Source organism: Candidatus Zixiibacteriota bacterium (assembly GCA_029860345.1).
Lineage (GTDB): Bacteria > Zixibacteria > MSB-5A5 > GN15 > FEB-12 > JAJRTA01.
In genome coordinates this window covers 287,897-313,548 of the sequence record JAOUBJ010000005.1, presented here as the reverse complement: position 1 = coordinate 313,548, position 25,652 = coordinate 287,897, and the positions used below count along the sequence as shown (strand labels likewise).

Annotated in this window: 20 protein-coding genes and 1 tRNA gene; 11 read left to right on the top strand and 10 right to left on the bottom strand. The window is 51.3% G+C overall.

All coding sequences use genetic code 11. The features are described from left to right. Complete coding sequence (locus OEV49_07660) at positions 1 to 1,353, bottom strand: HAMP domain-containing histidine kinase (protein MDH3890947.1); 1,353 nt, start codon at positions 1,351 to 1,353, stop codon at positions 1 to 3. Between the two features lie 173 nt (positions 1,354 to 1,526). On the opposite strand from OEV49_07660, the gene OEV49_07655 reads away from it, so the two are divergent. Together OEV49_07655 and OEV49_07650 are read left to right on the top strand one after the other, a co-directional pair. Then, positions 1,527 to 3,011 carry a tetratricopeptide repeat protein gene (locus OEV49_07655; GenBank protein MDH3890946.1) on the top strand — a complete coding sequence of 495 codons (1,485 nt, stop codon included), beginning with the start codon at positions 1,527 to 1,529 and terminating at the stop codon, positions 3,009 to 3,011. 139 nt (positions 3,012 to 3,150) lie between these two features. Further along, positions 3,151 to 3,226: transfer RNA gene (locus OEV49_07650), tRNA-Glu, on the top strand. A gap of 1,491 nt (positions 3,227 to 4,717) precedes the next feature. On the opposite strand, the gene OEV49_07645 is transcribed toward OEV49_07650, so the two are convergent. The 6 genes from OEV49_07645 to OEV49_07620 all read right to left on the bottom strand — a co-directional run bounded on the left by OEV49_07645 (position 4,718) and on the right by OEV49_07620 (position 7,881). Then, positions 4,718 to 4,876: a hypothetical protein gene (locus OEV49_07645; GenBank protein MDH3890945.1), complete on the bottom strand. Its 159-nt coding sequence runs from the start codon at positions 4,874 to 4,876 to the stop codon at positions 4,718 to 4,720. Between the two features lie 509 nt (positions 4,877 to 5,385). Next, entirely contained in the window at positions 5,386 to 5,832 is a 447-nt protein-coding gene (locus OEV49_07640) for a hypothetical protein (protein ID MDH3890944.1), read from the bottom strand. Positions 5,833 to 6,001: 169 nt separating this feature from the next. Then, the gene (locus tag OEV49_07635) at positions 6,002 to 6,304 is read right to left on the bottom strand and encodes a hypothetical protein (GenBank protein MDH3890943.1); all 303 of its coding nucleotides are present in this window, start codon (positions 6,302 to 6,304) and stop codon (positions 6,002 to 6,004) included. A gap of 87 nt (positions 6,305 to 6,391) precedes the next feature. Beyond that, the gene (locus tag OEV49_07630; protein ID MDH3890942.1) at positions 6,392 to 6,856 is read right to left on the bottom strand and encodes a hypothetical protein; all 465 of its coding nucleotides are present in this window, start codon (positions 6,854 to 6,856) and stop codon (positions 6,392 to 6,394) included. Further along, positions 6,846 to 7,247 (bottom strand): hypothetical protein, encoded by a 402-nt coding sequence (locus tag OEV49_07625; GenBank protein ID MDH3890941.1) that lies wholly within the window; start codon positions 7,245 to 7,247, stop codon positions 6,846 to 6,848. Before OEV49_07625 ends, OEV49_07630 begins: the two co-directional genes overlap by 11 nt. 178 nt (positions 7,248 to 7,425) lie before the next feature. Continuing rightward, positions 7,426 to 7,881 carry a hypothetical protein gene (locus OEV49_07620; GenBank protein MDH3890940.1) on the bottom strand — a complete coding sequence of 152 codons (456 nt, stop codon included), beginning with the start codon at positions 7,879 to 7,881 and terminating at the stop codon, positions 7,426 to 7,428. Positions 7,882 to 8,281: 400 nt separating this feature from the next. On the opposite strand from OEV49_07620, the gene OEV49_07615 reads away from it, so the two are divergent. From OEV49_07615 to OEV49_07590, 6 genes are all read left to right on the top strand, one after another. Continuing rightward, entirely contained in the window at positions 8,282 to 8,956 is a 675-nt protein-coding gene (locus tag OEV49_07615; protein MDH3890939.1) for an SAM-dependent DNA methyltransferase, read from the top strand. Then, positions 8,940 to 10,496 carry an Eco57I restriction-modification methylase domain-containing protein gene (locus OEV49_07610; GenBank protein MDH3890938.1) on the top strand — a complete coding sequence of 519 codons (1,557 nt, stop codon included), beginning with the start codon at positions 8,940 to 8,942 and terminating at the stop codon, positions 10,494 to 10,496. The genes OEV49_07615 and OEV49_07610 overlap by 17 nt, the downstream gene beginning before the upstream one ends. Beyond that, positions 10,489 to 13,002 (top strand): GIY-YIG nuclease family protein, encoded by a 2,514-nt coding sequence (locus tag OEV49_07605; protein ID MDH3890937.1) that lies wholly within the window; start codon positions 10,489 to 10,491, stop codon positions 13,000 to 13,002. The genes OEV49_07610 and OEV49_07605 overlap by 8 nt, the downstream gene beginning before the upstream one ends. Before the next feature lie 103 nt (positions 13,003 to 13,105). Beyond that, a complete protein-coding gene (locus tag OEV49_07600; protein MDH3890936.1) occupies positions 13,106 to 13,696 on the top strand; it encodes a hypothetical protein in 591 nt (196 codons plus the stop codon). 386 nt (positions 13,697 to 14,082) lie between these two features. Continuing rightward, positions 14,083 to 14,256 (top strand): hypothetical protein, encoded by a 174-nt coding sequence (locus OEV49_07595; protein MDH3890935.1) that lies wholly within the window; start codon positions 14,083 to 14,085, stop codon positions 14,254 to 14,256. Positions 14,257 to 14,279: 23 nt separating this feature from the next. Next, on the top strand, positions 14,280 to 15,896 hold the full coding sequence (locus tag OEV49_07590; GenBank protein MDH3890934.1) for a hypothetical protein: 1,617 nt from the start codon (positions 14,280 to 14,282) through the stop codon (positions 15,894 to 15,896). Positions 15,897 to 16,427: 531 nt separating this feature from the next. Here the strand turns inward: OEV49_07590 and OEV49_07585 are convergent. Next, positions 16,428 to 17,051 (bottom strand): hypothetical protein, encoded by a 624-nt coding sequence (locus OEV49_07585; GenBank protein ID MDH3890933.1) that lies wholly within the window; start codon positions 17,049 to 17,051, stop codon positions 16,428 to 16,430. Between the two features lie 646 nt (positions 17,052 to 17,697). After that, positions 17,698 to 18,321, bottom strand: coding sequence for a hypothetical protein (locus OEV49_07580; GenBank protein ID MDH3890932.1), 624 nt, complete (start codon positions 18,319 to 18,321; stop codon positions 17,698 to 17,700). Between the two features lie 962 nt (positions 18,322 to 19,283). Here OEV49_07580 and OEV49_07575 point away from each other — a divergent pair. After that, positions 19,284 to 20,351, top strand: a complete 1,068-nt coding sequence (locus tag OEV49_07575) for a hypothetical protein (GenBank protein MDH3890931.1) — start codon at positions 19,284 to 19,286, stop codon at positions 20,349 to 20,351. 115 nt (positions 20,352 to 20,466) lie between these two features. Here the strand turns inward: OEV49_07575 and OEV49_07570 are convergent, their stop codons facing one another. Then, complete coding sequence (locus tag OEV49_07570) at positions 20,467 to 22,248, bottom strand: hypothetical protein (GenBank protein MDH3890930.1); 1,782 nt, start codon at positions 22,246 to 22,248, stop codon at positions 20,467 to 20,469. A gap of 441 nt (positions 22,249 to 22,689) precedes the next feature. On the opposite strand from OEV49_07570, the gene OEV49_07565 reads away from it, so the two are divergent. Together OEV49_07565 and OEV49_07560 are read left to right on the top strand one after the other, a co-directional pair. After that, entirely contained in the window at positions 22,690 to 23,964 is a 1,275-nt protein-coding gene (locus OEV49_07565; protein MDH3890929.1) for a hypothetical protein, read from the top strand. Positions 23,965 to 23,999: 35 nt separating this feature from the next. Next, entirely contained in the window at positions 24,000 to 25,310 is a 1,311-nt protein-coding gene (locus OEV49_07560) for a terminase family protein (GenBank protein ID MDH3890928.1), read from the top strand. Positions 25,311 to 25,652: the final 342 nt, after the last annotated feature.

Sequence of the window (25,652 nt, the reverse complement as noted above, 5' to 3'; positions counted from 1 at the left end):
TCAATTACTCGGCATTTTTGGCAGCCGGATGATCACCTGAGTGCCGTTGCCCGGACTGCTGACAATATCCAAAACACCGTCCATCTCGGCAACGATTTTCCGGCTGAGATACAAGCCCAATCCGGAGCCGGTCAGTTTAGTGGTGAAAAAAGGATCGAAGGCGTGGGCCAGTTCCCGTTTGGTCATGCCCGGTCCCTGGTCGCTTACGGTTATGCTGATAGTGTCGTTATGATCTATGGCGGTGAGGCCGACGCTGATCGGTCGGGATGCACTGAGGCAGGCGTCGGCCGAGTTGATCAACAGATTCAGAATCACCTGCCTTAACGAACGCGGGTGACACTGGTAAACCAGTTTTTTGGTGACGGCGGTATTGCCGCCAGCGCTTTGGGGCAGCCAACTGATTTCGTTGTCGGGATATTTGTCCTGAAAGTGACGGCGGATAGACGCGCATAGTTCGTGCAGGTCGACCTCGGATAGTCGTTCGTCGCCGAGGGCTGAACCACCTCTACCCCCCTTGGCAAAGTCAAGGTAGCCACTGACGATCTGATTGAGACGGTCGACTTCCTCGATCACGAACTCGCTCTCCGGTGCTTTTTGTTTTTTGGCCAGTCGTTCGGCCGAGGCCCGGATAATCATCAACGGGTTTTTGATCTCGTGTGCGACCACGGCCACCATGCGTCCGAGGTAGGCGTGGGTCTCAGTCATGAACAGCTGTTGCTGAGCCTTGTTAAGGCGGCGTTGTACCAGTATGAACAAAAGACCGAAGAGGAGGCCACCCAAAACAGAGACCGCGCTGGACAGATAGAGATTCTGTTTCAGATCGGCCATGGCGTCGAAGTAGTCAACGCTGGCCTCGATGCCGAGGACTGCACTGATGCTGCCTAGTTCATCGAAAAGCGGCACGAAAGCGGATTTCAGAATGATCGACCCGGAGGGGTAGGCTTGGGTGACGATAGGTCGTTCGGTCTCGCTGTAAAACAGTGAGTCGACATAAACTGCGTTTAATCCGGCCAGAAAGTAGACTGAGTCGGTGGCTGTGGAGGTGGTGGCGAGATAGGTGTAGTTGTCATCGAGAATGAAGACTTCGGAGAGGGAATCTGAATTGCGCGCTTCGGTCAGGAGTTCGTTGACCCGGAGCCATGCCTCGATGTCACCAATGACAAGATTGTCGATAGTGGTTGGGTCCAGCGACAGGGCGGTGGTGCCGGCCACGGCGGCCAGGCGGCGGCTGAGTTGTTGGTCGAGCATCTGTTCGGTGCGGTCATAGAATAGCCACCAGGCTAAGTTGACGGCCAGGATCAAGAGTATTGTGAATACGGCCACGGCCAGGAGTTTTCCGGATGAGGCGAACATGGTTGTATTATCGGTGGGTGTGGCTGGGGAGTCAAGTTTGTGGGGGGGAGGGCAGCTGATTGCGTTTAGGCGCCAGACTCAGAATGTACCCTCTATTATTTTCTTGAAAACTTTCTCCGTTTGTCGTTGTTTATCGTAGTAGATAGTGTGAGAAAAAGGACGAGAAAAGGAATATGATGAAAAAGTCCGGATTACTACTGATAGCGGTTTTAACCGTAATGACAGCACTGATGGTGGGCTGCACCAAACAGTCGGCTGAAAACGTGCCGATAACAACTACGTCGCAGGAAGCACGCGAGGCCTATCTTGCCGGGCGGGACTTACAGGAGAAACTGCGTATTGTAGATTCCCGGCCCTACTTTGAGCAAGCGCTCAAGCTTGATCCGGACTTTGCCATGGCTCACATGGAGTATGCAGTTGCGGTCGGGACTAACAAGGGTTTCTTCGAGCATCTGAATAAGGCTGTGGCGCAGGTGGACAAAGTGTCCGAGGGTGAGCGGCTGATGATCCTGGCTTTCAAAGCCGGCAGTGACAACGATCAGGCCTCAACACAGGAATACTTGCAGCAGTTGGTCGAGTTGCACCCCAACGATCCACGGGCGCTAATCAGGTTGGCCAATTTTTACTTCGGCGGCCAGAACTACGAGCGGGCTATCCGGTTCTATGTTCGCGTACTTGAATTAGACTCGACCTATTCGACACCATACAACCAGATGGGATATGCCTACCGGGCTTTGAGCCGCTTTGACGCCGCTGAAAGGGCTTTCAAGAAGTACATTGAGTTGATTCCGGATGATCCCAACCCTTACGACTCATACGCCGAACTGCTGATGAAAATGGGTAAGTATGATGAGTCTATAGAGATGTATGAAAAGGCGTTGGCGCAGAATTCGGAATTCAATTTCTCGCACATCGGGATTGCCACCAATCTCTGTTTCAAGGACGAATACGATAAGGCGAGGGAACGACTGCAGACGCATATGGTGGATGGGACCACTGATGTGGGCGCTCGTCGCCAAGGGTACAATGCTATAGCTGTTACTTATGCCTACGAGAGACGTTTCGAGGAGGCAATAGCTGCGCTTCACAGCCAATATGAGTTGGCCGAGGAGGGTTGGGACGTTGGTGCTATGGCCGCTGATCTGACATCTATGGGGGGTGTTTTTCTGGAAGCGGGTGAGCCGGATAAGGCGCGCAAAGTGTACAAAAAAGCGCTGAAGTTGATTGAGAACTCAGAGCTGTCCAAGCCGGTCAAGAAGAACAGCGAGCGGTTATACCAGTTTCTTTCGTCTCGCATTGCTCTTATGAAGAAGGACCTGGCCACCGCCAAAGCTAAAGCACGGGCGTATCAGAAAGAAGCTCAGGCCCTGGAAAACAACGGTTTGATAACCAACGCGCATCAGTTGATGGCGATAATTGCGCTTGAAGAGAAGATGTATGGGCGAGCCATTGAAGAACTGACGCGGGCCGACCAGCAGAGTCCCTATACCCATTTTCGCATGATGCTGGCTTATCAGGGGCTTAACGATCACGAAAGAGCTAAAGAGATGTGTGTGCGGGTGGCCGAGTTCAATTCGGTCAACAGCTTGAGTTATGCCTTCGTGCGGAATCGGGCTCGAGAGATTTTGGCTACCCAATACGCCGACGAGACGACTTAGAGTGTTTGCTTGCTGATCTTCGACTAAGCCACTTTTCGCCCGGTGCCCGAGGGGTGGTTTTGTTATCATTTCAGTTTTCTGATATTGCTTGACAGGGGCGGCAAAAGGTATATTATAGACGACCGACAGATCGGTTTATGACCCCTTCGTCCAGTGGCCTAGGACGGCGCCCTTTCACGGCGCAAACACGGGTTCGACTCCCGTAGGGGTCACCAAATTTGATTTTTCAGCGTTCTTTCCCCCTAAGACGTTGAAAATTATGGAGGTTTCGGCGGTTCCAAAAGAGCCGCCGAAATACGTTATTCCAGTCGGAAATACGAAGTTTTGGAACCTCTGCTTGTTGTCAAGACTTGCAGACACCCAAAACTCCGCAGGTTTTTTCAGTAGATCACAACAATAGCTCACACAAGGCTCAATGCCCTCCAGGGATACCTGTAATTCATCCAATTCTGCCTGTAGACCACCGATCTGGTCGCGAATAGTGTCCGACTCGTCCAAGTAGTCATCCTCGCTTAGAGTGCCCTTGAGAAGCAAGTTCCGGGCCTTGCGGCCTCGCTCCTCAAGTTTATGGATTTGGGAACGGACGCGACGCTCTTGGCTTATGCGAAGCTGATGGCGAGAACCCCACACATCTCCCACTATGGCTTCAAACAAACGCAAGTTTTCATCCGTGGGCTTAACCGCGGTGAGGAGCTTTGCAAACTGAACGTGAAGCCTCGTAGTCGGAACACTGCCGAATCCACACCTGTTTCCTCCACAGTGATAGTAAGTGTAGCGTTTGCCGCGCCTGCCTATTGAGCCGCTGCCCGTCACCGGACCCTGGCACTCAGGACAGACAATAAAATTCCTCAGCGGGAAGTCTGGGTGGTTGCGTCTACGGGGTCGAAGCGAAACTTTCTTTCCGTCCAGAATCTGCTGGACCTTATTGAACAATTCGACAGTGACCAGAGGGTCATGAACGCCCTTGATCGGTTCAGGAGTCCATTCAGGCTTGACGATCAGACCCGCGTAAATCGGACTGCGCAGCAGGCGGTTCAATCTCTGCTCGTACATGGGAAATCCTTTAAGCCTAAGTCGGCGACAAATCTCCACCTGCGTGTGAAGACCTTTTGCCGCAAGCTGAAAAGCCTCAGTCACAAACGTCGCATTCTCGTCTGTAATTAGAGTCTTCTTACCGTAGTTATCTTCGCCCATCCGATAACCAAGAGGTGGTTTCCAGACCCAACGACCCTCTTCCACTGCCTTTCGCATACCGGCTACTGTGCGTTCCGACTTGACATCGTTCTCGAACTGAGCAAACGACCCGATGATGTTTCGCATCAGTTTACCCGTAGAAGTGTCATCGGTCTGCTCTGTGGCTGAACGAACATCTATCCCGAGCTTCTTTAATTCCTGATGCATGTCCAGGAGATCGGCCATGTTCCGTGAAAGGCGGTCGATTTTCCATACAATCAGCGCGTCAATACTACGATGTTCTTTGGCTACATATTCCCACATCGTTTTGAGGACAGGTCGATTCTTCGTTTTGGCTGATTCACCTTCGTGATTAACGAAAACCCGCTTTACGGCGTAGCCGCTTCGTTCCGCAAACGCCTTGCACGCAACCTCTTGGTTCTTCAGGCTATATCCCGAGGTTTGCTCTTTAGACGAAACCCGGCAGTAGATTATCGCCTTCTTCGGCTTATCCATCATCACAAACTCCTGGCTTAAGGGTCGGACTCCAGTTCGTCCACTTGTTTGTTCTTAAGAAAGTCACTCACCAGCAATTCGGCAATAGCATATAATTGATTGCGAATCTTATCGACAGCATCATCTTCCAAGTTGGGCTGATTGAGAATCTTCCGGCATTTATCAAGAGGTAGCATGATGGGCCACCCCCATCACTACAGGATTCTGTTTCGAGAGTAGACGAACCTTCCGAAAACGGAACAGCATCTGAGCCACAACCCTTACGAACCAAAGGGTCTTTCACATACCCACACTTTGGTTTTGACTTAAGAAAAGACCGCAAGTTACCTCCAAACAATAAAGTGCCTTCTTTTATCCGAATAACCGCCAATTGTTTTTTCGTCCATACTATTGCCACCGGCATCAATACATATTACCTTCATGAAAGCTGGATATTATACGCGTCATCGCTTAGACGCGGAATTCTCGCAGCTAATTGTTGGCTTCTTAGAATAGCACGGGGCGGGGCCAATGTAGGCCCCGCCACCAGTAAGCTTTCTGCCTCGGGTGGTGGTGGCCTGGGCCGTAAGTTGGGTATTGACGCGAGCAGAGTTTTGATATATACTAACAAAGGAACACCCTGTTAAAGAAACGCATGGTTGATTCCAGTTTGAGCCAGGCGTTGCCGCGCCTGGCTTCTTTGCGCCTAATTCTGTGTGTTTTCAAGCGCACCTTTCAATCTGTACTTCGGATACTTATCCGTTTCTTTCTTTTCCAGCCTTTCCCAACGGGCATTGTCGGACTTCGTCCGTTCAATCAGGCGTGCAGACACTTTCTGGCCCAGATTGTTCAATTTGTATCCTAAGTCTCGGAGTCTTTTGGTAATCTCCGCCCCACGCCAACCATAGCTCGGCTTTAGTCCCATGACTTGCAGTATAGCTTCCGTAAGATTAAGACCTGTCAGATCAATCTCTGTTGAGGGCGGAGGGCCAGAAACCATCGGAATCTCCGTCTGCGTAAGTGGTTTTGTGCCATTGGAATACTCACGCATCAGATTATCAATACTCTCAACAAGACGAGTCAATCGTCGAATTTCAGATAAGTGACTGTCTTTCTTTCTCTTGAGAGTTGTTATGAAATCACTATCATTCATTGTAAACCTCAAAATAAAGGTTACGATTCTTGGGGGTAGTATATGTGGAAGTCGTACCCCTTGTCAAGTAGTATCCATTAAATTCTCGGTTTTTTTTGAGAAAACTAACCCCTCACAGCAGATAGAAAGAGGATACATGCGGTGGCCTCTGGGCTTAGGTTTTTCTGGATTAACGCTGTGCACTTCGGTTGTCTTTAGGGCTGACACAATACCGTGCGATCTCAGAATCGTCTCCAACCACCAGACCCACCTCCGCCAGATCGAACGCAAAGCCACGGAAGTTCGGTCTCTCCGTAGCCCACCGGTACGCCTCAAAGGTGGCTTGTTCGTGGGTTACGTTGTAGCCGAACTTGGATAGGGCGTGTTGAAGCCGTTCCACGCGCATATCGAAAGACTCCCGGCTTTCGCGTGAGTCAGCCTCTTTTCGCAGCGTACGGTCGTGCAACTTGTCGACTCTGGTTTTCTGAGACATTGTGCTTCTACAACTCCCGGATAGCTGTGCTGCTGCTCATATCCGAAGACCCGTCACGTGGCCGGTACGCGGTTTAGCTTTGTCGTTTCACAGTCCCTTTCCACAAAGCTCGCGGGGCCGGTGATCTTTGCCCTCACCCTCACACCATCTGTGCACATCTTCCACCGATTTGAGGGTGACACCCACGAGCCAAGACAGCAGCGGTAGATGCGCCCTTTTGACCTCGGTCAATATCTCGTCTATCGACGCCTCTGTCTCAGAGGCTCTCATTTGTCTGTCGACTTCATGCCTTCGTGCCCGCGCGAGGAACTCGGATTCCTTCTCAAGCCAAGCCGGGGCATCTGCGGGAATGGGCGCGTCAAACTCCGCAGTGACCCAGGGTGGCCATTCAAAGCCGCCCAGAAGCGCACAGACCTTCACTATCAGGCTTTCGGTACTCACCTGAGGCGTATTGTAGTATTCACGCTTCAACGCCTCGTAGCGCCGACGATCGTCGGTTATGACCAATGCGTCCGTTGCCTTTTCAATTCGCTGCCGCTGGCTACCGGCCATGTCCAGTTCGCTCCTTAGCTATGTGCTCCTCGATCTCGACAATGCGATCCTCCAGTTCACCCTGAGATCGAGCTTTCAAAATAACACCGGCCAGGTAGCCTACCGAGTTGGCTATCTTTACGTCAAGCACACCTTTTCGCACTTGGTTGATCGTGTCACTCAACAATTGACAAACATCATCGGCTGTTCTTAGAACGGCATCGAGAGTATTGCTGGGCAGCACCGTCACCTTATCCGGCCTAAGCCGATTGATGCCACCCTTTCGCTGCGCTGCTTGCCGCTGCTTGGCTCTTTTCGGATCGTGAAAGAAACAGAACTTGGAGCCAGTCACCGCCCTGCCTCGGCACCGCTTACCGTCAATTTTGATCTGCTTGCACTGCTGTTTCTTCACGCGGCCAACTCCCTTTTCGGAGCCTTGCTTGGTAACACCCCATAGCCACCTTACCATCACTCGCGCGAAATATAGTGCACATTTGAGTTGTATGTCAAGGTAGTTCTATATCAACCTCAAATCGTGGTGATAGTCCCGGTTGGTGCGTCTCAAGGGCTAACTGAGGTGCCAGAGAAACCTATGGCATGAACTCCGCAAAAACCTCCCAATTATTCTCCCAGTCTGTTCGGAGTTCGTTCAGGTGAAATCTTCGTTCCCAGTTATCCGTACCGTGAGCCCTGTGGGCAACGCAATCATCGCCCACGTTGCTCTTGGGTGCTATCCAAAACCTTGGTGAATCGTTTGTCGATGGCGATCCCAGCCAAACGAACGCGACGAATTGATTCTCAGGTGCCTCGACCCATGCCTCGTGCGAGTCTCGAAGTATAAAACTCTTTGACCTATCAGGGTGACAGGACTTGACTTGGACAAATCCCATATTAGCACCATCCTTCTTGCCGACGAGAATGTCATCGTCAGAGAAGTTCTCAGGCAGCAGTGCATTCGGGATGCCCCGCTTCGACAACTCCGCAGCAACGTAAAGTTCTCCTGCGTGGCCGCCGAGTTTCTTGATCCATTGTGGGGTGCGTGCCATAGCTTGACCTCCTGAATTCTGTTGTTGCCAACATGAACTCTGGCATTCCAGTACCTCTGCTCATAGCTCGGCAAACATCATTGTCCGCCTCTCTTGTTGAAAAGTAACCTATTCCCAGAAACAACATAACTTCATCACTCCGTATTGGCAACCGCTATCTTGCCATACCATTGACTCCGCAGCCCCATGCCCCGACATTGTATGATCGACCACTGCAAAGAGGGTCAATGCCCATACCGGAGGACATCACACGGGAAGTCATCGACAGTTGCCGGTGCGGGACTCCTATCCTCACCTATGGACTACTCTACTTTTTCGCGTATAGGGATTGCCTCCAAGGCCGTATCGTGCTATTATTAGTCAGTCTCATTTACACAATGGGAAGATGCAAGCCGGGTCAATGAAACAAGCCCATTATATGGAAAAGCAAGTCGTCTCAAAACAACGTGTCGCGGATCATGGCGAGGTCTATACTCGCCAACGAGAAGTCAACGGCATGCTCGATCTGGTCAAGCAGGAGACAGAGCGGATTGACTCCCGATTCCTTGAGCCTGCCTGTGGTACAGGGAACTTTCTCACAGAGATTTTGAAAAGAAAACTAAGTGTAGTAGAAAACCGATACCGCAAGAGTCAACTTGAATACGAACGGAATGCCGTACTTGCTATCTCCAGTATCTACGGGATCGATATACTTGAGGACAACGTGCAGCAGTGTCGCCATAGGCTCTTCGGTGTTTTCGAGTGGAATTATGAAGACCTTTTCAAGAAGCGGACCAAGAACAATTGCCGTGAGGCGGTTCGATACATCCTTGAGCGCAACTTAATCTGTGGCGATGCCCTAACCCTTAAGACCGTGGGAAAGAACCCACAACCGATTGTGTTTTCGGAATGGTCACTGGTCAGGGGGAGTAAACTGAAACGTCGTGATTTTGCCTTCCAAGGATTACTTGATCATGAGGCATACAAGAGCACACCACTCTTTTCTGACCTTGGAGAGGATGTCTTCATCCCTACGCCGGTAAAAGAGCATCCACTCATACATTTCATGAAGGTCGCCGATGCACAACAGTCCTAACTACAATCCCGATGTACTGACCTGTCTGGCCAACCTGAGCAGCGACGAGGTCTTCACGCCCCCGAAGATAGCCAACGCATTACTCGATCTGCTCCCCCCGCAAATCTGGAGTGACAAGAACGTCCGATTTCTGGACCCGGTCTGCAAGTCTGGAGTCTTTCTGCGCGAGATTGCCAAACGGCTCGATGCCGGGTTGGAAAAGGAAATCCCCAACAAGCAGGATCGCATCAACCACATTTTTAGCAAGCAACTCTATGGCCTCGCTATCACTGAGTTGACCTCGCTGCTTTCCCGTCGTTCTGTGTATTGCTCCAAGACGGCGGACGGCAGATACTCGGTTTGCGAAACTTTTGACGATCCGCAGGGCGGAATTCGCTTTGAGCGAATTCGGCATACCTGGGAACATGGCCGCTGCGCCTTTTGTGGTGCGAACGAAGCCAACTATGAGCGCGGTCAGGACCTTGAAACCCATGCATACCGGTTCATACATACAGACAATCCCGAGGAGTTATTCAAGATGAAATTCGACGTCATCATCGGCAATCCGCCGTACCAGTTGTCGGACGGTGGGGGCAGCGGTAAATCTGCTACCCCGATCTACAACCGGTTCGTTGACCAGGCGAAGAAACTGGCACCGCGCTATCTTGTGATGATCATTCCGTCACGCTGGTTTACCGGTGGCAAGGGGCTTGATGAGTTCAGAGAATCTATGCTCACGGATGATCGGCTGCGCTCGATCGACGACTACCTCATGGCGTCGGACGTCTTCCCAGGGGTGGCCCTCAAGGGTGGCGTTTGCTACTTCCTCTGGGACCGGGACAATCGCGGAGCCTGCCGAGTCACCACCCATTTCAAGGACTGGCCTGTTTCGACAGCCCATCGTTTGCTTCTTGAAGAAGGTGTGGACGTGTTCATCCGCTACAACGAAGGTCTGTCAATTCTGAAGAAGGTTATGGCTCGCGAGAGTGTTTCATCGAGCTCGTTGTCACTACCCGAAAGCAAGCGTTTCGATCGGTTGGTGAGTACCAGGCGGCCGTTCGGTCTTGATTCCATGTTCAAGGGCAAGGCTACCAAGGCTACTGGAAACGTTCTCGTCCATCAAAAAGGAGGACCGGGGTACACGCCAAGAAAGTCCATTAACACCGGTAAACATCTCATCGATAAGTGGAAGGTCTTTGTCGGCTTCGCCGCTCCAGGCACCGGCAATAAGGACACCTATCCGAACAGGGTCATCAGCACCCCATTCATCGGGGAGCCAGGAAGCATCTCGTCCGAGACGTATCTGTGCATCGGCCCGCTGGACTCAAAACATCAGGCCGAGAGCGTATTGTCCTATCTATCCTGTCGATTGACTCGCTTTCTGATTCAGCTACACAAGCCGTCTCAAAACACAACCCGGAGGGTCTATACTTTCGTGCCGATCCAGAAGTGGACCAGGCAGTGGACGGACGACAAACTGTACAAACGATACGGAATCAACCGAGAAGAAGCTGAGTTCATCGAATCAATGATTCGCCCAATGGAACTGCACAATGAGTAAAGAGTTTTTTCCACCACGGCCTGACTCTAATCCGACCATCTACGCCTACGAAGATACAAATCCTCAATATGATGGCCTCTTGAAAGTGGGTTACACTACAGTGGATGTTCAAGGTCGTGTGGCGCAGCAGTATCCGACTAAGAAACCCGGCAAGCCACCCTACAAGATTGTGCTCGAAGAGTCGGCAATGCGCAATGACGGCACGGCCTTTACCGATCATGACGTGCATCGTTCCCTGAAAAGCGCGGGAGTGAAAAACCCAGACGGCGAGTGGTTCAAGTGTACTGTAGATGATGTCAGGGCAGCGGTGGTTGCGGTGCGGACGGGGGAATGGAACGAGGGAAATCGCACGCTCGATTTCACTATGCGCCCCGAGCAAAAAGCGGCTGTGGAAAAGACTGCGGCTTATCTCAAGAGTGCCCAAAAGGACGACCCTGACAAAACACCGCATTTCTTGTGGAACGCGAAGATGCGCTTCGGCAAGACCTTTGCCGCCTATCGATTGGCAAAAAAGATGAATTGGCGGAAGGTGCTGGTTCTAACTTTCAAACCAGCGGTGCGGAATGCCTGGGAAGACGATTTGAAGCAACACATTGATTTCAAGGGCTGGCAGTTCATCAAGCCCGGCGGCCTGAGCTACGAAGAGGCCGACAAGAAGAAGCCGTTAGTCTATTTTGGATCGTTTCAGGACCATCTGGGGAAGAACAAAAGCACGGGTGGCATCAAGACCAAGAACGAATGGGTCCATACGACCCACTGGGATTGCGTGATTCTCGACGAGTACCACTACGGCGCCTGGCGCGAAAGCGCCAAGGATCTGTTCGAGGCGGAGGACAAGAAGGAGGTCGAATTCGGCGAGGGGGAAGGCATTGAGTATTTTGACGAAGAGATCATGCCGATCACGACGAACGGTTATCTTTATCTCTCCGGTACGCCGTTCCGAGCTATTACATCAGGGGAGTTCATCGAGGAGCAGATTTTCAACTGGACCTATTCAGATGAACAACGGGCCAAGCAGGATTGGCAGGATGAAGACAACCCTTATGCGTCGCTCCCCCGAATGGTCTTGATGACGTATCAAATGCCCGATGACATTAAAGACATCGCTATGCAGGGGGAATACGACGAGTTTGACCTAAATGTATTCTTCTCCGCAGAAGGAACCGGCGAGAACGCGAAGTTCAAATATCAGGATGAAGTGCAGAAGTGGCTGGATTTGATTCGAGGCGCTTTTCAGGCTGCAACAATCGATAATCTGAAGTTAGGGGCGAAGAAACCACCTATGCCTTTTTCAGATGTCCGGTTGCTTAATGTATTGTCCCACACCTTCTGGTTTCTGCCGAGTGTAGCTTCGTGTTATGCCATGCGGAAACTGCTGTGGAAGAAACAGAATCGCTTTTATCGTGACTATCAGGTAATAGTTGCGGCAGGGCGTGCCGCCGGGATTGGTGTTGACGCTCTACCCCCTGTCCTGGATGCAATGGACGACCCTCTGCAGACGAAGACTATCACTCTATCATGCGGGAAGCTGACTACCGGAGTGACGGTGAGGCCGTGGACTGGAATATTCATGCTGCGCAATTCATCTACCCCGGAGACCTATTTTCAAGCTGCCTTCCGTGTTCAATCCCCGTGGACATTGATGAACCCTGATAACGCAACGCCGAACCGCGAGGATATTGTCAAAAGAGAATGTTATGTTCTCGATTTTGCGCCGGACCGGGCATTGCGACAGATTCAAGAGTACAGTTGCCGCCTAAATGTCGATGAGTCGAACCCCGAGAAAAAGGTAGAGGAGTTTATCAGCTTCCTGCCAGTGCTGGCCTATGACGGAAGTTCCATGAAGCAGATTGATGCCGCAAGCATTCTGGATATAGCCATGAGTGGAACCTCTGCGACACTTCTTGCACGACGATGGGAAAGTGCCCTGCTGGTAAACGTGGATAACGATACTCTGAAGCGACTCATGGCCAACGAACAGGCAATGAATGCGCTAATGGGTATTGAGGGATTCAGAAATCTCAATCAGGATATAGAGACCATCATCAACAAATCGGACGCTGTGAAAAAGACACGGAAAGAAAAGAACGACGAGGAACTGACTAAGAAAGAGAAAAAGGAACTCACTGAAGAGGAAAAGGAATACAAAAGCAAGCGTAAGCAGATTCAGGAAAAGCTGATCAAGTTTGCCACCCGCGTGCCGATTTTCATGTATCTGACCGATTACCGAGAGCGATGCCTCAAAGATGTGATTACGCAACTGGAGCCAGGACTGTTCAAGAAGGTAACTCGTTTGAGCGTGAAGGACTTTGAATTACTGGTCAGTCTCGGAGTCTTTAACAGCGCAAGGATGAATGACGCAGTCTATAAGTTCAAACGATACGAAGATGCCAGTCTGAGCTACACGGGCATCAATAAGCACGAGGGCGAAGATATTGGTCTCTTCGACACTGTTCTGAGCCCCGAAGACCAGGCGGTCTTTGAGAATGTGGAGTCAGTTCAATGAGAAGTCGGGCTAAGGCCATTAGAGATTGAGATCATAGGTTTGCTTACAAATGGGTGACTGCCCAAGTCTGCTGCGGTACGGTAACAATAAGAGAGGCTAAGTTATGGTGAACTGGGCTGTGGAACTGGCGCGGATTTACAAACACAAGAGTGGAGGAGCAAATCTCCACGGCGTAATCCTATATACGGATGCAAATCCTCATGTTAAGAAACTTCTGGGAGACGACGACTATTGGACAGCGCTTGACGACATTTCTGGGCCGCTTTGGTGCATTTATGCCATCAAGGCGAAGCAGGGTTCCCACAGAATGCCCAGAGTGCCCCGTGAGACCGTGAGCATGATGGTGCCGGTGTGGAAGGAGCCTGCTGAAAACAGAGAACTGCTTGACGATTTTGGGATAGATTCAACTCAATATTTGCCAATGCTATCCGTATTCGGCGAATCTGAAGATGGGGAAGGGACCATACTCAACAAGAATGTCAAATTAGTTGACAGTAGTGTCGAAGATGCATTTGCCAAGCTAAGAGAGGTTTTCCTAATCATATCAGAGGCTGCCGAAAAAATCTCAGCGGAGTACATGAACGACAACATCCGAGCTTATACAGCGGTGGAGTATGCGCTGAAAGGGTACAATGAGTTACAGTCGGTGAAAAGGGTTGCCAAAATATGGAAGGCTCTGAAGTCGTATCGATAGCTAACATTGACGACCTGACCTTTATGCTGGGCGTTTTGATATTAGGGGTATAGCCATGTAGTTGGAGCGTATCTGAACACAGGGAAATCGGTATCCAATCTCGCAAACGGAGAGCTCGAAACTCCGCCACTCTCACTTAAGGTATCATCTCGAGGAAGTCGTGACGTCTTCCCAAGTTGTTGTCTTGTAATGAGTCTAAGCCGCACTTTTTTGTTGACTGGCTTGCGAAAGTTCGTTCAAATTGGCGTCGATACTGTTCTTGAGTGTATTTGAACTTCTCTTTGAGGGTCATTGTGACCAACGGTCAATTGAAACCTGTTGACTTTGTCGCTGTGAGGTTGTATACTGACCATTAATCTGTTTTTGTGCGGCATTGGAGAATTATAATGACAAATGATGGCAACGGCAAAAAGGAAAAGCCACTTTCTCGGTGGATTCAAAGCGAAGCAGGCAAAGAAGCCCTTGATCTGGTTTTGAGTCAGACGCAAAAGCAGACAGAACGCCTGAAAAAGGCCAGACAAATCGACCCCAAAAAATTCGATAAAATAATAACTCATTAGTTATTGCAAGTGGGGGACAAAGTTTGACTGAGAAAGATTTCTGCTCGTGGTCCTACACCATTGATGACTTGCTAAGATTCCTCGCGGAACACTCTCGTACTCCTCTTGAACTTCTACAAAAGAAGAACCATAGCCGCTATTTCGAAGAGTATTTTTCCCAAAAGGGTGTGAATGCTAAGACCGTTGTGGTGGAGTATAATTATGTGGATAGGGATTTTTTGCTCGACTACGCGGGTTACTACGCTCGCTGCTTCAGGAAATACAGTCGACATTGTGCTCGTTTACATTTCTTTTCTATTGAGTTTAGTGAGCAAGAATTCGAATCAGTGCTTATGGGGAATGCTGATCAATTGCTGAATCAGCTGAAGGACAAAGGCTCATATCTGGGCTTCCTCGTAGCTAAGCCGATTCCGTACACTGTAGTCGGTCGCACATGTTTGAGGACATATGAAGAGGCTGGCACACCGAGGAGCTATCCAAACAAGCGGACTTACGACGTCAATCTTTTTGGAATCGAGCTTTCGGTGAGTACACTCGCGTTTCAAGAGCAGGATCAGGTAGTGTCTGCTTGTGCCACGAGTGCCTTGTGGTCTGCATTCCAGGCAACGGGAAAGCTCTTTCAGCACAATATACCGCCTCCCATAGAAATCACGAAGTTCGCTTACCTCGTGGAATCCGAATTGGAGCCTCGAGCCATGCCCAACCGCGGATTGTCTACCCGACAGATTTTTCATGCCATTAGAGCAGTTGGCCTCGAGCCATTCAGGGTAAACGCGTCCGAAGAGCATGTATTGAAAAGTACGGTGTATGGATATTTGAAAGCAGGGATACCACTTCTGATGATTTTCTCGATATATGACAATCAAGGAGAGAAGGCCATATACATCGGTTATCACGGTGTGACGATCACAGGGTTCAGGCTGGGAAGCGATATGATTCAACCCTATGGCGATACAAGTTTCCAGTTGGTGGCCTCGAGAATCAATGGGCTTTACGCTCACGACGATCAGGTTGGTCCGTTTGCTCGAATGGAATTTGACGGAGAGGCGGTTTCGATAGAAGAGAACGGTGCAGTCGAGAGTGTTCTATCGTTGTCCTCGTCTTGGCAGGGCGAGGATGGAACTCCCGATAAGGGACGGGCAGTCCCAGACATTCTGATCGCACCCCTATATCAAAAGATCAGGATTCCGTTTGAGACAATTCATGATTTGGTATTGAAATTCGACGGGCTCATTCGATGGATTAGTTCTGAGAGCATCTATGATGTTCCAAAAGGTATCGATTGGGATGTTTACCTCATTCGCGTCGGAGATCTGAAGTCGGAGATACTAAAAAGAGATGATATTCCAATGGAGGAGAAGAAGTCGGTGCTTGTGGAGAGCACGCCTCGGTTTCTATGGAGAGCATCCGGCAAGGTGGCTGAATCGGGCTCTGAATTCATCGATATATTGTTCGACGCCACCGAAATCGAGCAAGGACAACTATGTCACCGAATAATCTGTTATGATAAGGCTCTAAACAAAGCCCTGCCAGAAATGGTGGATTCGGACATCCTTAGAGAACGTGTTCTCCAAAATGATCCGTCAGTGTTGAGTATCGTCGATCAGATCGCAGCTCAGTACGGAAGTGATATTTCATAGTCTCCGGCTTAGTTGGACGCTAAATCTCACTGCCGAACTGAGTATGCCTAATTGACAATGTCCAATTGTTCGTGGCGCATCTAATCAATAGACTTGGAATAAACTGAGGGGGATGCACCGTATCGGAACGCCAAAAGAGTCCGAGCTTTTCATTTTCGTGGCCGCGGCAAACCCGCTTCCTTTGCGTACAACAGCCAGTAACACCAACCGAGGAGAAGTTCTACCCGAACCAGCGATTAACTGCCTGGAATCTCCGGCTGAAGTGACGTACAGCTATGAACACACCTCTATCCTATTGATGTTGTGACGCTTATCTCGTGCAAGCGGGCAATGTCGGTCACGATCTGGTTCCAGTTCTCAGCTACTTGGGGGTCATTTTTTTTGGGGTGGTGGGAACACTCATGACAAACACAGCCTCAGAGCAAATTGCCAACGGCGATTGCAGGTGTCGGTAAGGTGTTACATTAGAGCCGCTGCCCGTTACCGGACCTTGGCACTCAGGACAGACAACGAAATTCCTCAGCGGGAAGTCTACCTAATAAGAAGACTATCTTTGGCTAGCATTGTTACAGTCTTTTCGCCCATGGATCGGACCACGTTCTTGAAATTCGCAAAAGCATTACCCCTCGTTGACGCCGTGGCATACCAGACCGGCTCACCCGTATTGACATCGTAAAGTTCGGCCACGAAACTTGCCCAAGGTTTATGGATGTTGTAACCACCTGACGTTGTTGTCTTAGACTTCTCGTTATACCTGAAGCCACCCCCGTATGTGCGGGTCGCGGTCCCCTTCGTTTTTGTTCTTGTACTCGGTGGGATGTAGGTTTTTGAGTAGCCCGATCCAGATGATGTAATAATCAATACGCCCCTGACCCATAGTGAATCTATCAATTCGCTGTATTCTTCCGCGGTGTAACTCTTCCCCGGGAATATGACTTCGTGACCCATTTCACACCTGACGTGTAGGAGTGCAAGCTCATCACGGATTTTACGCTCCAACGCCTCTTGTAGGCTCAGATCGCCGAAGGCTGCGATTACCAGTAGGTTCTTGTAGGCTGCATCCCGGAACTCTCGGTTACGACGTGAGTGCATGCTCGTGGTGGCACAGCCACACAGTGCGAGCAAGATTGCCAAGACTATCGGACAGCGTCGCATGGCCTGTTCCTCCGGTAAAGTTGTCTCTTAGCGTTCATGAGAGTATACCACTCCATCGCCGTTTGTCAAGCGTCCCGTGTGGTATCCCTGACCGATTCTAGCCGTCAGAATACCACACCCCACTGACAGATCGTATCAGTGGAAACCCGCGTTCAGGCAGTCATTTCGTTAGACCGTTGCTTCGATCACAAGAGTATTAGAATAAAGAGTGGGGATACGATAGGCGTCTCTGCCTCAGACTGGACTGGTAATGTGAGCAGAAAAGAACACGAAGGACCGTCACCGGCTACTGACAATCAGGAGAATAACCCTCTTCGGCCAGTAGAAAATGTCGGTCCTGTGAGGAACCACACGGAACCCGCCAGCCGTACTGGTTCGTCCCCAACGAACGACGTGGATTGCGTCTATCCAGTTGACATGAGGGCGCTTATCTTGCGCATCTGGATCAAATCGGTGGCCACTTGGTTCCAATTCTCGGTTACATGGGTCATTTTTTTTGGGGTGGTGGGAACACTCATGACAAACACAGCCTCAGAGCAAATTGCCAACGGCGATTGCAGGTGTCGGTAAGGTGTTACATTAGAGCCGCTGCCCGTTACCGGACCTTGGCACTCAGGACAGACAACGAAATTCCTCAGCGGGAAGTCTACCTAATAAGAAGACTATCTTTGGCTAGCATTGTTACAGTCTTTTCGCCCATGGATCGGACCACGTTCTTGAAATTCGCAAAAGCATTACCCCTCGTTGACGCCGTGGCATACCAGACCGGCTCACCCGTATTGACATCGTAAAGTTCGGCCACGAAACTTGCCCAAGGTTTATGGATGTTGTAACCACCTGACGTTGTTGTCTTAGACTTCTCGTTATACCTGAAGCCACCCCCGTATGTGCGGGTCGCGGTCCCCTTCGTTTTTGTTCTTGTACTCGGTGGGATGTAGGTTTTTGAGTAGCCCGATCCAGATGATGTAATAATCAATACGCCCCTGACCCATAGTGAATCTATCAATTCGCTGTATTCTTCCGCGGTGTAACTCTTCCCCGGGAATATGACTTCGTGACCCATTTCACACCTGACGTGTAGGAGTGCAAGCTCATCACGGATTTTACGCTCCAACGCCTCTTGTAGGCTCAGATCGCCGAAGGCTGCGATTACCAGTAGGTTCTTGTAGGCTGCATCCCGGAACTCTCGGTTACGACGTGAGTGCATGCTCGTGGTGGCACAGCCACACAGTGCGAGCAAGATTGCCAAGACTATCGGACAGCGTCGCATGGCCTGTTCCTCCGGTAAAGTTGTCTCTTAGCGTTCATGAGAGTATACCACTCCATCGCCGTTTGTCAAGCGTCCCGTGTGGTATCCCTGACCGATTCTAGCCGTCAGAATACCACACCCCACTGACAGATCGTATCAGTGGAAACCCGCGTTCAGGCAGTCATTTCGTTAGACCGTTGCTTCGATCACAAGAGTATTAGAATAAAGAGTGGGGATACGATAGGCGTCTCTGCCTCAGACTGGACTGGTAATGTGAGCAGAAAAGAACACGAAGGACCGTCACCGGCTACTGACAATCAGGAGAATAACCCTCTTCGGCCAGTAGAAAATGTCGGTCCTGTGAGGAACCACACGGAACCCGCCAGCCGTACTGGTTCGTCCCCAACGAACGACGTGGATTGCGTCTATCCAGTTGACATGAGGGCGCTTATCTTGCGCATCTGGATCAAATCGGTGGCCACTTGGTTCCAATTCTCGGTTACATGGGTCATTTTTTTGTGGGTAGGATCTGTTGCGGCAACCAGACCAGCCGGGTGCTGAGAGGTTGGACATAGCGTAAGCCGCTAAAATCCGCTGGGCCAGTTAACATATTGTTATGCCATAAGTTATGTTCTGGGGCTATCCGGGACGATTTTTTTGGATTAAAGGATAAGGCTTTATCCTTTAATTGGGGTCGGCGAGATTAAAAGTTCTTCAATTTGCTTACGACCGAACAGAAGGTGCGGACGCCGGTCAAATGACGGTCGGATTATTCTAATCACTGAGGATAACTTCTCTGACCCGTAGTCTGAACCGGGTCGATGCCCCCATCCATGCGCTACGTATCGGAAATCCACAGCGGTTCAGAGTCACTGTTCGACCAACCGCTTGTGTCACTGATCCGCCCTGGATCGATTATCGTTGATAGTCCCCTCTAGGTTTCATATTTTGGTGTACCATTTTTGGATGAGCAGGAGGAACCCATGCGGCTGATGACAGTGATCATAGTTACGATTGGTCTTTTCATGTCAAGGAGTGTTGCGGGTCAGGATATTGCACCGGGATCGGCACCAGACGGAATTCAAGACTCTACAGTTAGAAAAAACCCTGATACGATCAGCGAATCTACGGGAACAGACAGCATTGATACAAGCCGCACCTTCGCTCTACACGAGGAGCTTGCATCGGGGACCAGTACAATCCTCGACTCTACATTGCTCCATGAATCAGGTCCAGACAGCGCATTTGGCGCCGAGACCGAACCGGTAGATACGTCTCCTATGCCAGAACTATCGCTGACGGATTCCGAGCAAAATGTTAAGGACGAATCCAAATCAATCCCAGCGTTGATTAGTGATTGGTGGGATACAGATATAGGTGAACTGTTGCCCGACTTCACGTCCATCGTGCTGTTCCTTACTTTTCTTGTCGCATTCATCACTTATCGACAAAAGACAAAGCCGATCATCAAGTTCAATCTTATCCCCAATCCTCAGCATGGAATCCCTACTGGGCTTACAATTCGCCCCCACTTGCACAACCTTAGTGATACAGATGCTCTTGGTATTGTGATTATCGAATTCGTATTGAGTAACGGGGAGCGAAAGCAGTTTAAGTCAGATGAAGGTGCCTATTGCGGAGGGTGGATATGGACTCTTCAGGCCCAAGTAGAAATATCGGGTGTTACTAATGTAAGCAAGATGATTGATGAGTTTTCACCAAAGGCCAGTTTAGAAGCTAATACGGAAGGCAATGAAGACAAGAACCAATTGATTTCAATCGAGTGCGTGGTTTACACCGTCCGTTGGAGAAACTGGAGAAGCCCTTGCCTAAGATGGTTGGTGAGTATTTATCCTATTGTATACAGAACTCCGACCTACAAGTGGAACTTGGTCAATGAAAGTGGAGGGAGTTTTGCCTTAAAGTATGGATGGGAACGGATTGACTTAAAAAAGTGGGTCTTCAAGCCGGACCACGAATCAATGCCAATCCCCCAAAAACCAAATATCAAGGTGTTCAAAAACGCTTTAAGGGCAAAACTTTGGGAGTAGCTCCTTACCATCGAAAAATCAGGACCACATCTCGTCTCTTAGCACGCCCACCAGTCGGATTACACGGGTCATCCTTTTTTTGGTGGGATCGCCCGTAGCAACCCTTAGAAAAACTCTATAGCTGGTTCAGCTCCTGGGATTCTGTTTTCGATACATGCTGCTCGCCGCCTTGGGCCAATTCCTGGTTGCGGAAGACGGCCAGCAGGTAGCGTGCATCGGGATGGGTATGCTCAAAAACCTGTTCGGCGCCGATCCGGTGAGCCAGGCGGTGGAGGTTGTCGTCTGATGCTTCCGGGAGATCATGGCTGACAAAAGTGCTTTGGAAGGAAGAGCTATAATAGATGCGTCGTTCGATAGGTGTCCAGAACGACAGCTCTGCTTGCGGTGACAAAGGTGCTTTGGTATCGCCCGGTGCGGTGAAAGTGAGAACCACAAACTCCGGCCGCCGATCAAGGATGTATCGGGGGTCATATCTCTTGTCGAGGAAGCCACCCTCACACTTGGCGATGAAGCGATCGGTCAGGCCGGTGATGTCGATGATGTCGCGTTGTGGACAGAGGTAGCCGATCAGACCGATGTCCATGAGCGCGACGGGGCGGGCGGGATCGTGGGTGTCGCTGTTGAGCCATTGGGCTAAGGCGATGTGCCCGGTTTGGTAACCTGATGATCGGATGTCGACATATTCACGGTGGTTCTGTCTTAGATCGCCGTGGAACAGCCACAGGGCCAGACAGATGCTCAGTACAACGGCCGGTCGGAACCAGGCCTTGCCCTCAGCGAATCGTTCAAAGAGTGTCCCCCAGCCAACGGCCACCGAACAGGCGACCAGAGGAAGGTAAGGAATCAGCAATCGATAGCCGGGCATCCAGTCTTTGCCGGTAACGAGAGGTAGCAGACAGCCGGTAGTGGCCACTGCTATCATCGGGGCCATTTCCTTAAGGAGCCGCCGGCCAAGACCAAGTCCGACTAACGTGATAATCAGTCCGACCGGGCCGAGCACGGCCGGCAGCATACCTTCAGCTATGTATGACCAGGTTCCCTCGTGAAGGAACCCGCCCAGTTTTGCGTAATAGGTGTTGGGCAGCCACTCACCTTCGTACACCGCCAGACGCCAGGAAACATGGGCAACGATAACGCTTAGTGTGATGATTCCGTTCGAAAGAACCAGACGAGCGAGGGATACTCGCCCGGTAGGCGCGACTGAACCCTGTGGAACTGGACGTTTCGGTGCGACGGTGATCAACAACAATTGCACAACCACAAAGACTGACCAGAGGATGAGACCTTCGGGTCTGGTCAGGCAGCCGGCTGCGAACAAAAATCCCGATCCATACCAACGCCGTTTGGTTGTCTCTATAGTCGCGAGTACGACCGCGGCAGTGAGCAGAAAGGCGAACAGGGTCGTCTCCAGGCCGCTGGTTGAGTTGAGAGCGAAGCAGGGATTAAGGGCGACCAGAGTCGCGGCGATGATTGCCCACCAGGTGGCCGATGATGCTGAGCCTTTACCGGCGGCCAGAAAGCGAGTGAACCAGAAGATGATTATGATTGATAAGGCGCCGGACAAAACACCGATAGCTTTGGCGGCAGGTGCGGCTGCTTGTTCACCGAGGACACGAATAGCCCCGGCAACAATTACCATCATGGAAAAACTTGTGTACCCCTCTACCGACTCGTCGAGGTTAAAAAACGGACCGAGTCCGTCGGCCAGGGAGCGGCTGTAGCGAAACGTGATATAGGCATCATCGTTGACATAATGATGGTAGGACCAGGCATGAGCAAAGTAGCCGGCCAGTATCACGACCAGCGCGAACGCCCACAGACGGGAGGGACGTACTTGTCCCCAGGTGGTCCACTGCTTGACGAGCGAAGGCTGTCTTTGGTTCGTAAGCTGTTGCATCTTTGAGTGCACGACGCGGCATTCGCTCGTGGACAGACTCCACCCTTGTCTGAGGCACCTGAAATTTGAAACGTTAAGACGAGGACGTCAGGTGTCAGTGTTCAGAGCGCGAAGCAGTTGATGCGGATCGAAACGGTGAGAAGGCAGCAGGTTTCAACGACCCGGACCCACAACGAAGGCAACCTCGTTACGTTCTATAATACCAGTTTCGCAATGTCTCCGAGCGGCCCGATCTGTCCCGGAACAGCCGGCAGGCCAATCGAGCCTCTCTTCGGGCGGTTCTTCTGTTTATAAGGACGCATCGGTCGCTGTTTTGTTGCGGCGTGACTTGGATGCGCAAACTTTGCGTGCAAGTTCGTCCGATTGTGTACGGCAGCGTTCAAAAACATTACAGGATCGTGGGTTTTGTCAGCCGGTAATGGTTTGAAAAAAGGAGAAAGTATGAAATTCCTCAGACGCAGGAAAGTATCGACGAAAAACCGACCCGAGCGCGATTTGAGACTTGCCACCCGGACTAGGGCGGTGTCAAAAGACTCGTATCAAACAACGGACCGCATCAGAGCGATGTTGAAAATGTCGTCCGGTGATGTGAAGACCGGTCGCTATCGATCAATGTTGTACCGGTTTCTCTGTGACAACATTCCGGTGGTGAACTCGGTTATTTGGACATGGAGCCGGCTGGCCGCGGCGCCGGGCGTGTTCAAGGTGGTCGAGAACGGTCAGGGCGCCGACAGTGCTTCTGCTCAGCAGCGGCTGGATGATCTGGCTCGTAGAATCTACGTTGACCCGTCCGGTCAGACATCGGGTACGCCTGCTTTTTTGGTGGATATGTTTCGCTGTTTGTTCAGGGACGGTGTCTTTGGCGGATTTGTGACGGTGCAGCCGGACGGTTCGGGCGTGCATCGGTTTATTCCGGTGGATTCGATCGACATTGCGGTCGATGAAAGCCGGGGGCGACCGCGCCTGATTCTGGAATCCGATGACAAGCAGATCGATTTGTCCCGGCCTGACTTTCGTCATCTGGCCTTCAACCCCGGCATATCAAAACCGCTGGGCCAATCCATCCTGCACGCTATACCATTCGTGTCCTATATCGAGCAACAACTGATCGACGACATGAGGCGGTCCAGCCACAATGCCGGGTTTCATCGGTTGCATGTCAAGATCACGCCGCCGGAGCGGATGTCGGGCGAGTCCGACTCAGCTTTCACCGACCGGATCAACAGCTATTTCGATTCGACCGTGTCGATGATTCGTTCATGCGAGATTGACGACAACCCGGTGACCTGGGACAATGTCGGCATCGAGTATATCGGGCCACAACCGGGCGGACGATCCGGAAACAACCAGTGGTTTTTCCAGCATCGGGCCATAATCGAGGAGGTTTGCGCCGGAACCCATCTGGCGCCGTTTCTGTTGGGTTATTCCTACGGCGATACTACCAGCTGGTCGGCTTTCAAGTTTGACGTTGTCATGCGACAGGTTCGTTCGGTGCAGGCCGAGGCAACGCAGCTTCTTGAGTGGATCGGCAATATCGATCTGGCCCTGAGCGGACTGAACGCCGAGTGTCGTTTCGTGTTCGATAACAATTTTTCATATCAAGCGACGGAACTGGCATCGGTGCGCGCCACGGAGGTAGACTCCCTGCTCAAAGCCTACCAAGCGGGTTTGATCGACGAAGCGAGTGCCCGGACAAAAGTTGGTGACCTGCTATAGCCGGCCTGACATCGGTTATCGACTGGCGGCGCGGGATGGCCGATCCGGCCTATTTCGCTTCCGCCGCGCTCGGGATTGAATTGCACAAGGGGCAGCGAGAATGGCTGGAGAATTCTACTAAGGCTGAGAACGTTCTGGTGACCGGGAATCGTTGGGGGAAGTCTTTCGCAGCGGCCGTGAAGATCCTGCACCGAGCTATCTATCGGCTGCGAAAACTGGAGTTTGACCGGTGTGGACGGTATCACATTGTGACGGCGTCGATCACTCAGGATCAAGCCAATATCATTTTCGACCAGGTGGTGCGGATAGTGCGCGGGCTGCCATGGCTGGAAGCTCTGATGACAACGCTGGTGCGAACGCCTTATCCACGCATGTCATTCGGTAACGGCGCCGTGATCGAAGCGCGTTCGACGCAGAATCGCGGCGAGTACCTGCTGGGGCATGACTACGATCTGTTCATCTTCGATGAGGTGGCGTTTGAGCCGGACCCGGAGTATGTAGTAGAAGAAGTGATTCAGATGCGGTTGGCCGACCGCGAGGGGAAACTCGACCTGGTCAGCACACCCAACGGTCGCAACTGGTTTTACCGGCGGGCGCGTGAGGTGACCAAAGGTTCTCGCAACGGGTACTTTCAGTCGGGCGATAGTCGTGAAAATGTGTACATTTCGCAGGACTTTCTGAAAGAACGGTTGACGCATTTCTCCGAACATAGGGTGCAACAAAACATCATGGGGCAGTTTGTGGACTCCGGTGGGGAGATTCTCAAAGGGTCCTATGTCGATCGGGCGCTGGCATCTTTTTGTGCCTTGGAACATGACACGGATGTCATGACCGCGCCCGGAGACACAAAGAGATTCATCTCAGGTTGGGACCTTGCCCGGAAGAAGACAGCCACGGTGGGGGTCACGGTTGAAGTGGTCGACGGCGTAGCCCGAGTGGTGGCGCTGGAGAGGTTTAAGCAATTTGATTGGAACGTCGTTGTGGAGAAAATCAAACAGCGGCAAGTGAGATACCCCGGTGAACTGATCGTGGACGCTACCGGGCTGGGGGACGTAGTTGTTGAGCAACTGAGAGAGTTCAATCCGGTGGCCGTGATTTTCACGGCCGCGTCCAAGGCTGAGATGCTGACCAACGTCGAGCTGTTTCATGCTACCGAGCGGATCAGCTATGAACGATGGCCACTGCCCGACGGGCCGGGGAAGGTCTGGTCGTTTGAGGATGAGTTACGTTCGGCCCGTTGGGATGACAACAACGAGTGCGATTCGCTTATGGCCCTGGCGCTGGCTTTGTGGCCGCTCAGGCGCCGGTGTGAACCGACCATCCAGGCAAGAGTTGGGAAGGTGTGATAAATCACTCTTTCGCGCTTCGCGCGTTGCTACTGTCATGCCGAGCGGAGTCGAAGCATGAGCCATTGTGATCGGGTAGCCCATCCGTTTACGGTGGGTTTCTTGTTGTAGTTGTTGGTTTCGTGTAAGAGCTACGATTGCTCATGGCATGATAGGCAGCTGTGGAACATGGAAAGTTTTCTATATAGCCCAAGGATTCATCTAATCCCAGGGCAAGCCCTCGGCCACCCGGGCTTACTATAGGGCTAGATTAGTCACAATCGGCGCTCAACGGGGCGACGCAAGGCGCCCTCTTCTCGGTGCAGTTCACGCGATCTGAAGATCACGTGGGCACAAGCCATC

What these genes read in the sequence shown, in the direction of transcription:
- OEV49_07645 (MDH3890945.1), bottom strand. Translation starts at nt 4,876, where the DNA reads ATGCTACCTCTTGATAAATGCCGGAAGATTCTCAATCAGCCCAACTTG.
- OEV49_07655 (MDH3890946.1), top strand. Translation starts at nt 1,527, where the DNA reads ATGATGAAAAAGTCCGGATTACTACTGATAGCGGTTTTAACCGTAATG.
- OEV49_07635 (MDH3890943.1), bottom strand. Translation starts at nt 6,304, where the DNA reads ATGTCTCAGAAAACCAGAGTCGACAAGTTGCACGACCGTACGCTGCGA.
- OEV49_07610 (MDH3890938.1), top strand. Translation starts at nt 8,940, where the DNA reads ATGCACAACAGTCCTAACTACAATCCCGATGTACTGACCTGTCTGGCC.
- OEV49_07605 (MDH3890937.1), top strand. Translation starts at nt 10,489, where the DNA reads ATGAGTAAAGAGTTTTTTCCACCACGGCCTGACTCTAATCCGACCATC.
- OEV49_07630 (MDH3890942.1), bottom strand. Translation starts at nt 6,856, where the DNA reads ATGGCCGGTAGCCAGCGGCAGCGAATTGAAAAGGCAACGGACGCATTG.
- OEV49_07595 (MDH3890935.1), top strand. Translation starts at nt 14,083, where the DNA reads ATGACAAATGATGGCAACGGCAAAAAGGAAAAGCCACTTTCTCGGTGG.
- OEV49_07560 (MDH3890928.1), top strand. Translation starts at nt 24,000, where the DNA reads ATGGCCGATCCGGCCTATTTCGCTTCCGCCGCGCTCGGGATTGAATTG.
- OEV49_07565 (MDH3890929.1), top strand. Translation starts at nt 22,690, where the DNA reads ATGAAATTCCTCAGACGCAGGAAAGTATCGACGAAAAACCGACCCGAG.
- OEV49_07660 (MDH3890947.1), bottom strand. Translation starts at nt 1,353, where the DNA reads ATGTTCGCCTCATCCGGAAAACTCCTGGCCGTGGCCGTATTCACAATA.
- OEV49_07580 (MDH3890932.1), bottom strand. Translation starts at nt 18,321, where the DNA reads ATGCGACGCTGTCCGATAGTCTTGGCAATCTTGCTCGCACTGTGTGGC.
- OEV49_07570 (MDH3890930.1), bottom strand. Translation starts at nt 22,248, where the DNA reads ATGCAACAGCTTACGAACCAAAGACAGCCTTCGCTCGTCAAGCAGTGG.
- OEV49_07585 (MDH3890933.1), bottom strand. Translation starts at nt 17,051, where the DNA reads ATGCGACGCTGTCCGATAGTCTTGGCAATCTTGCTCGCACTGTGTGGC.
- OEV49_07620 (MDH3890940.1), bottom strand. Translation starts at nt 7,881, where the DNA reads ATGGCACGCACCCCACAATGGATCAAGAAACTCGGCGGCCACGCAGGA.
- OEV49_07640 (MDH3890944.1), bottom strand. Translation starts at nt 5,832, where the DNA reads ATGAATGATAGTGATTTCATAACAACTCTCAAGAGAAAGAAAGACAGT.
- OEV49_07615 (MDH3890939.1), top strand. Translation starts at nt 8,282, where the DNA reads ATGAAACAAGCCCATTATATGGAAAAGCAAGTCGTCTCAAAACAACGT.
- OEV49_07575 (MDH3890931.1), top strand. Translation starts at nt 19,284, where the DNA reads ATGCGGCTGATGACAGTGATCATAGTTACGATTGGTCTTTTCATGTCA.
- OEV49_07600 (MDH3890936.1), top strand. Translation starts at nt 13,106, where the DNA reads ATGGTGAACTGGGCTGTGGAACTGGCGCGGATTTACAAACACAAGAGT.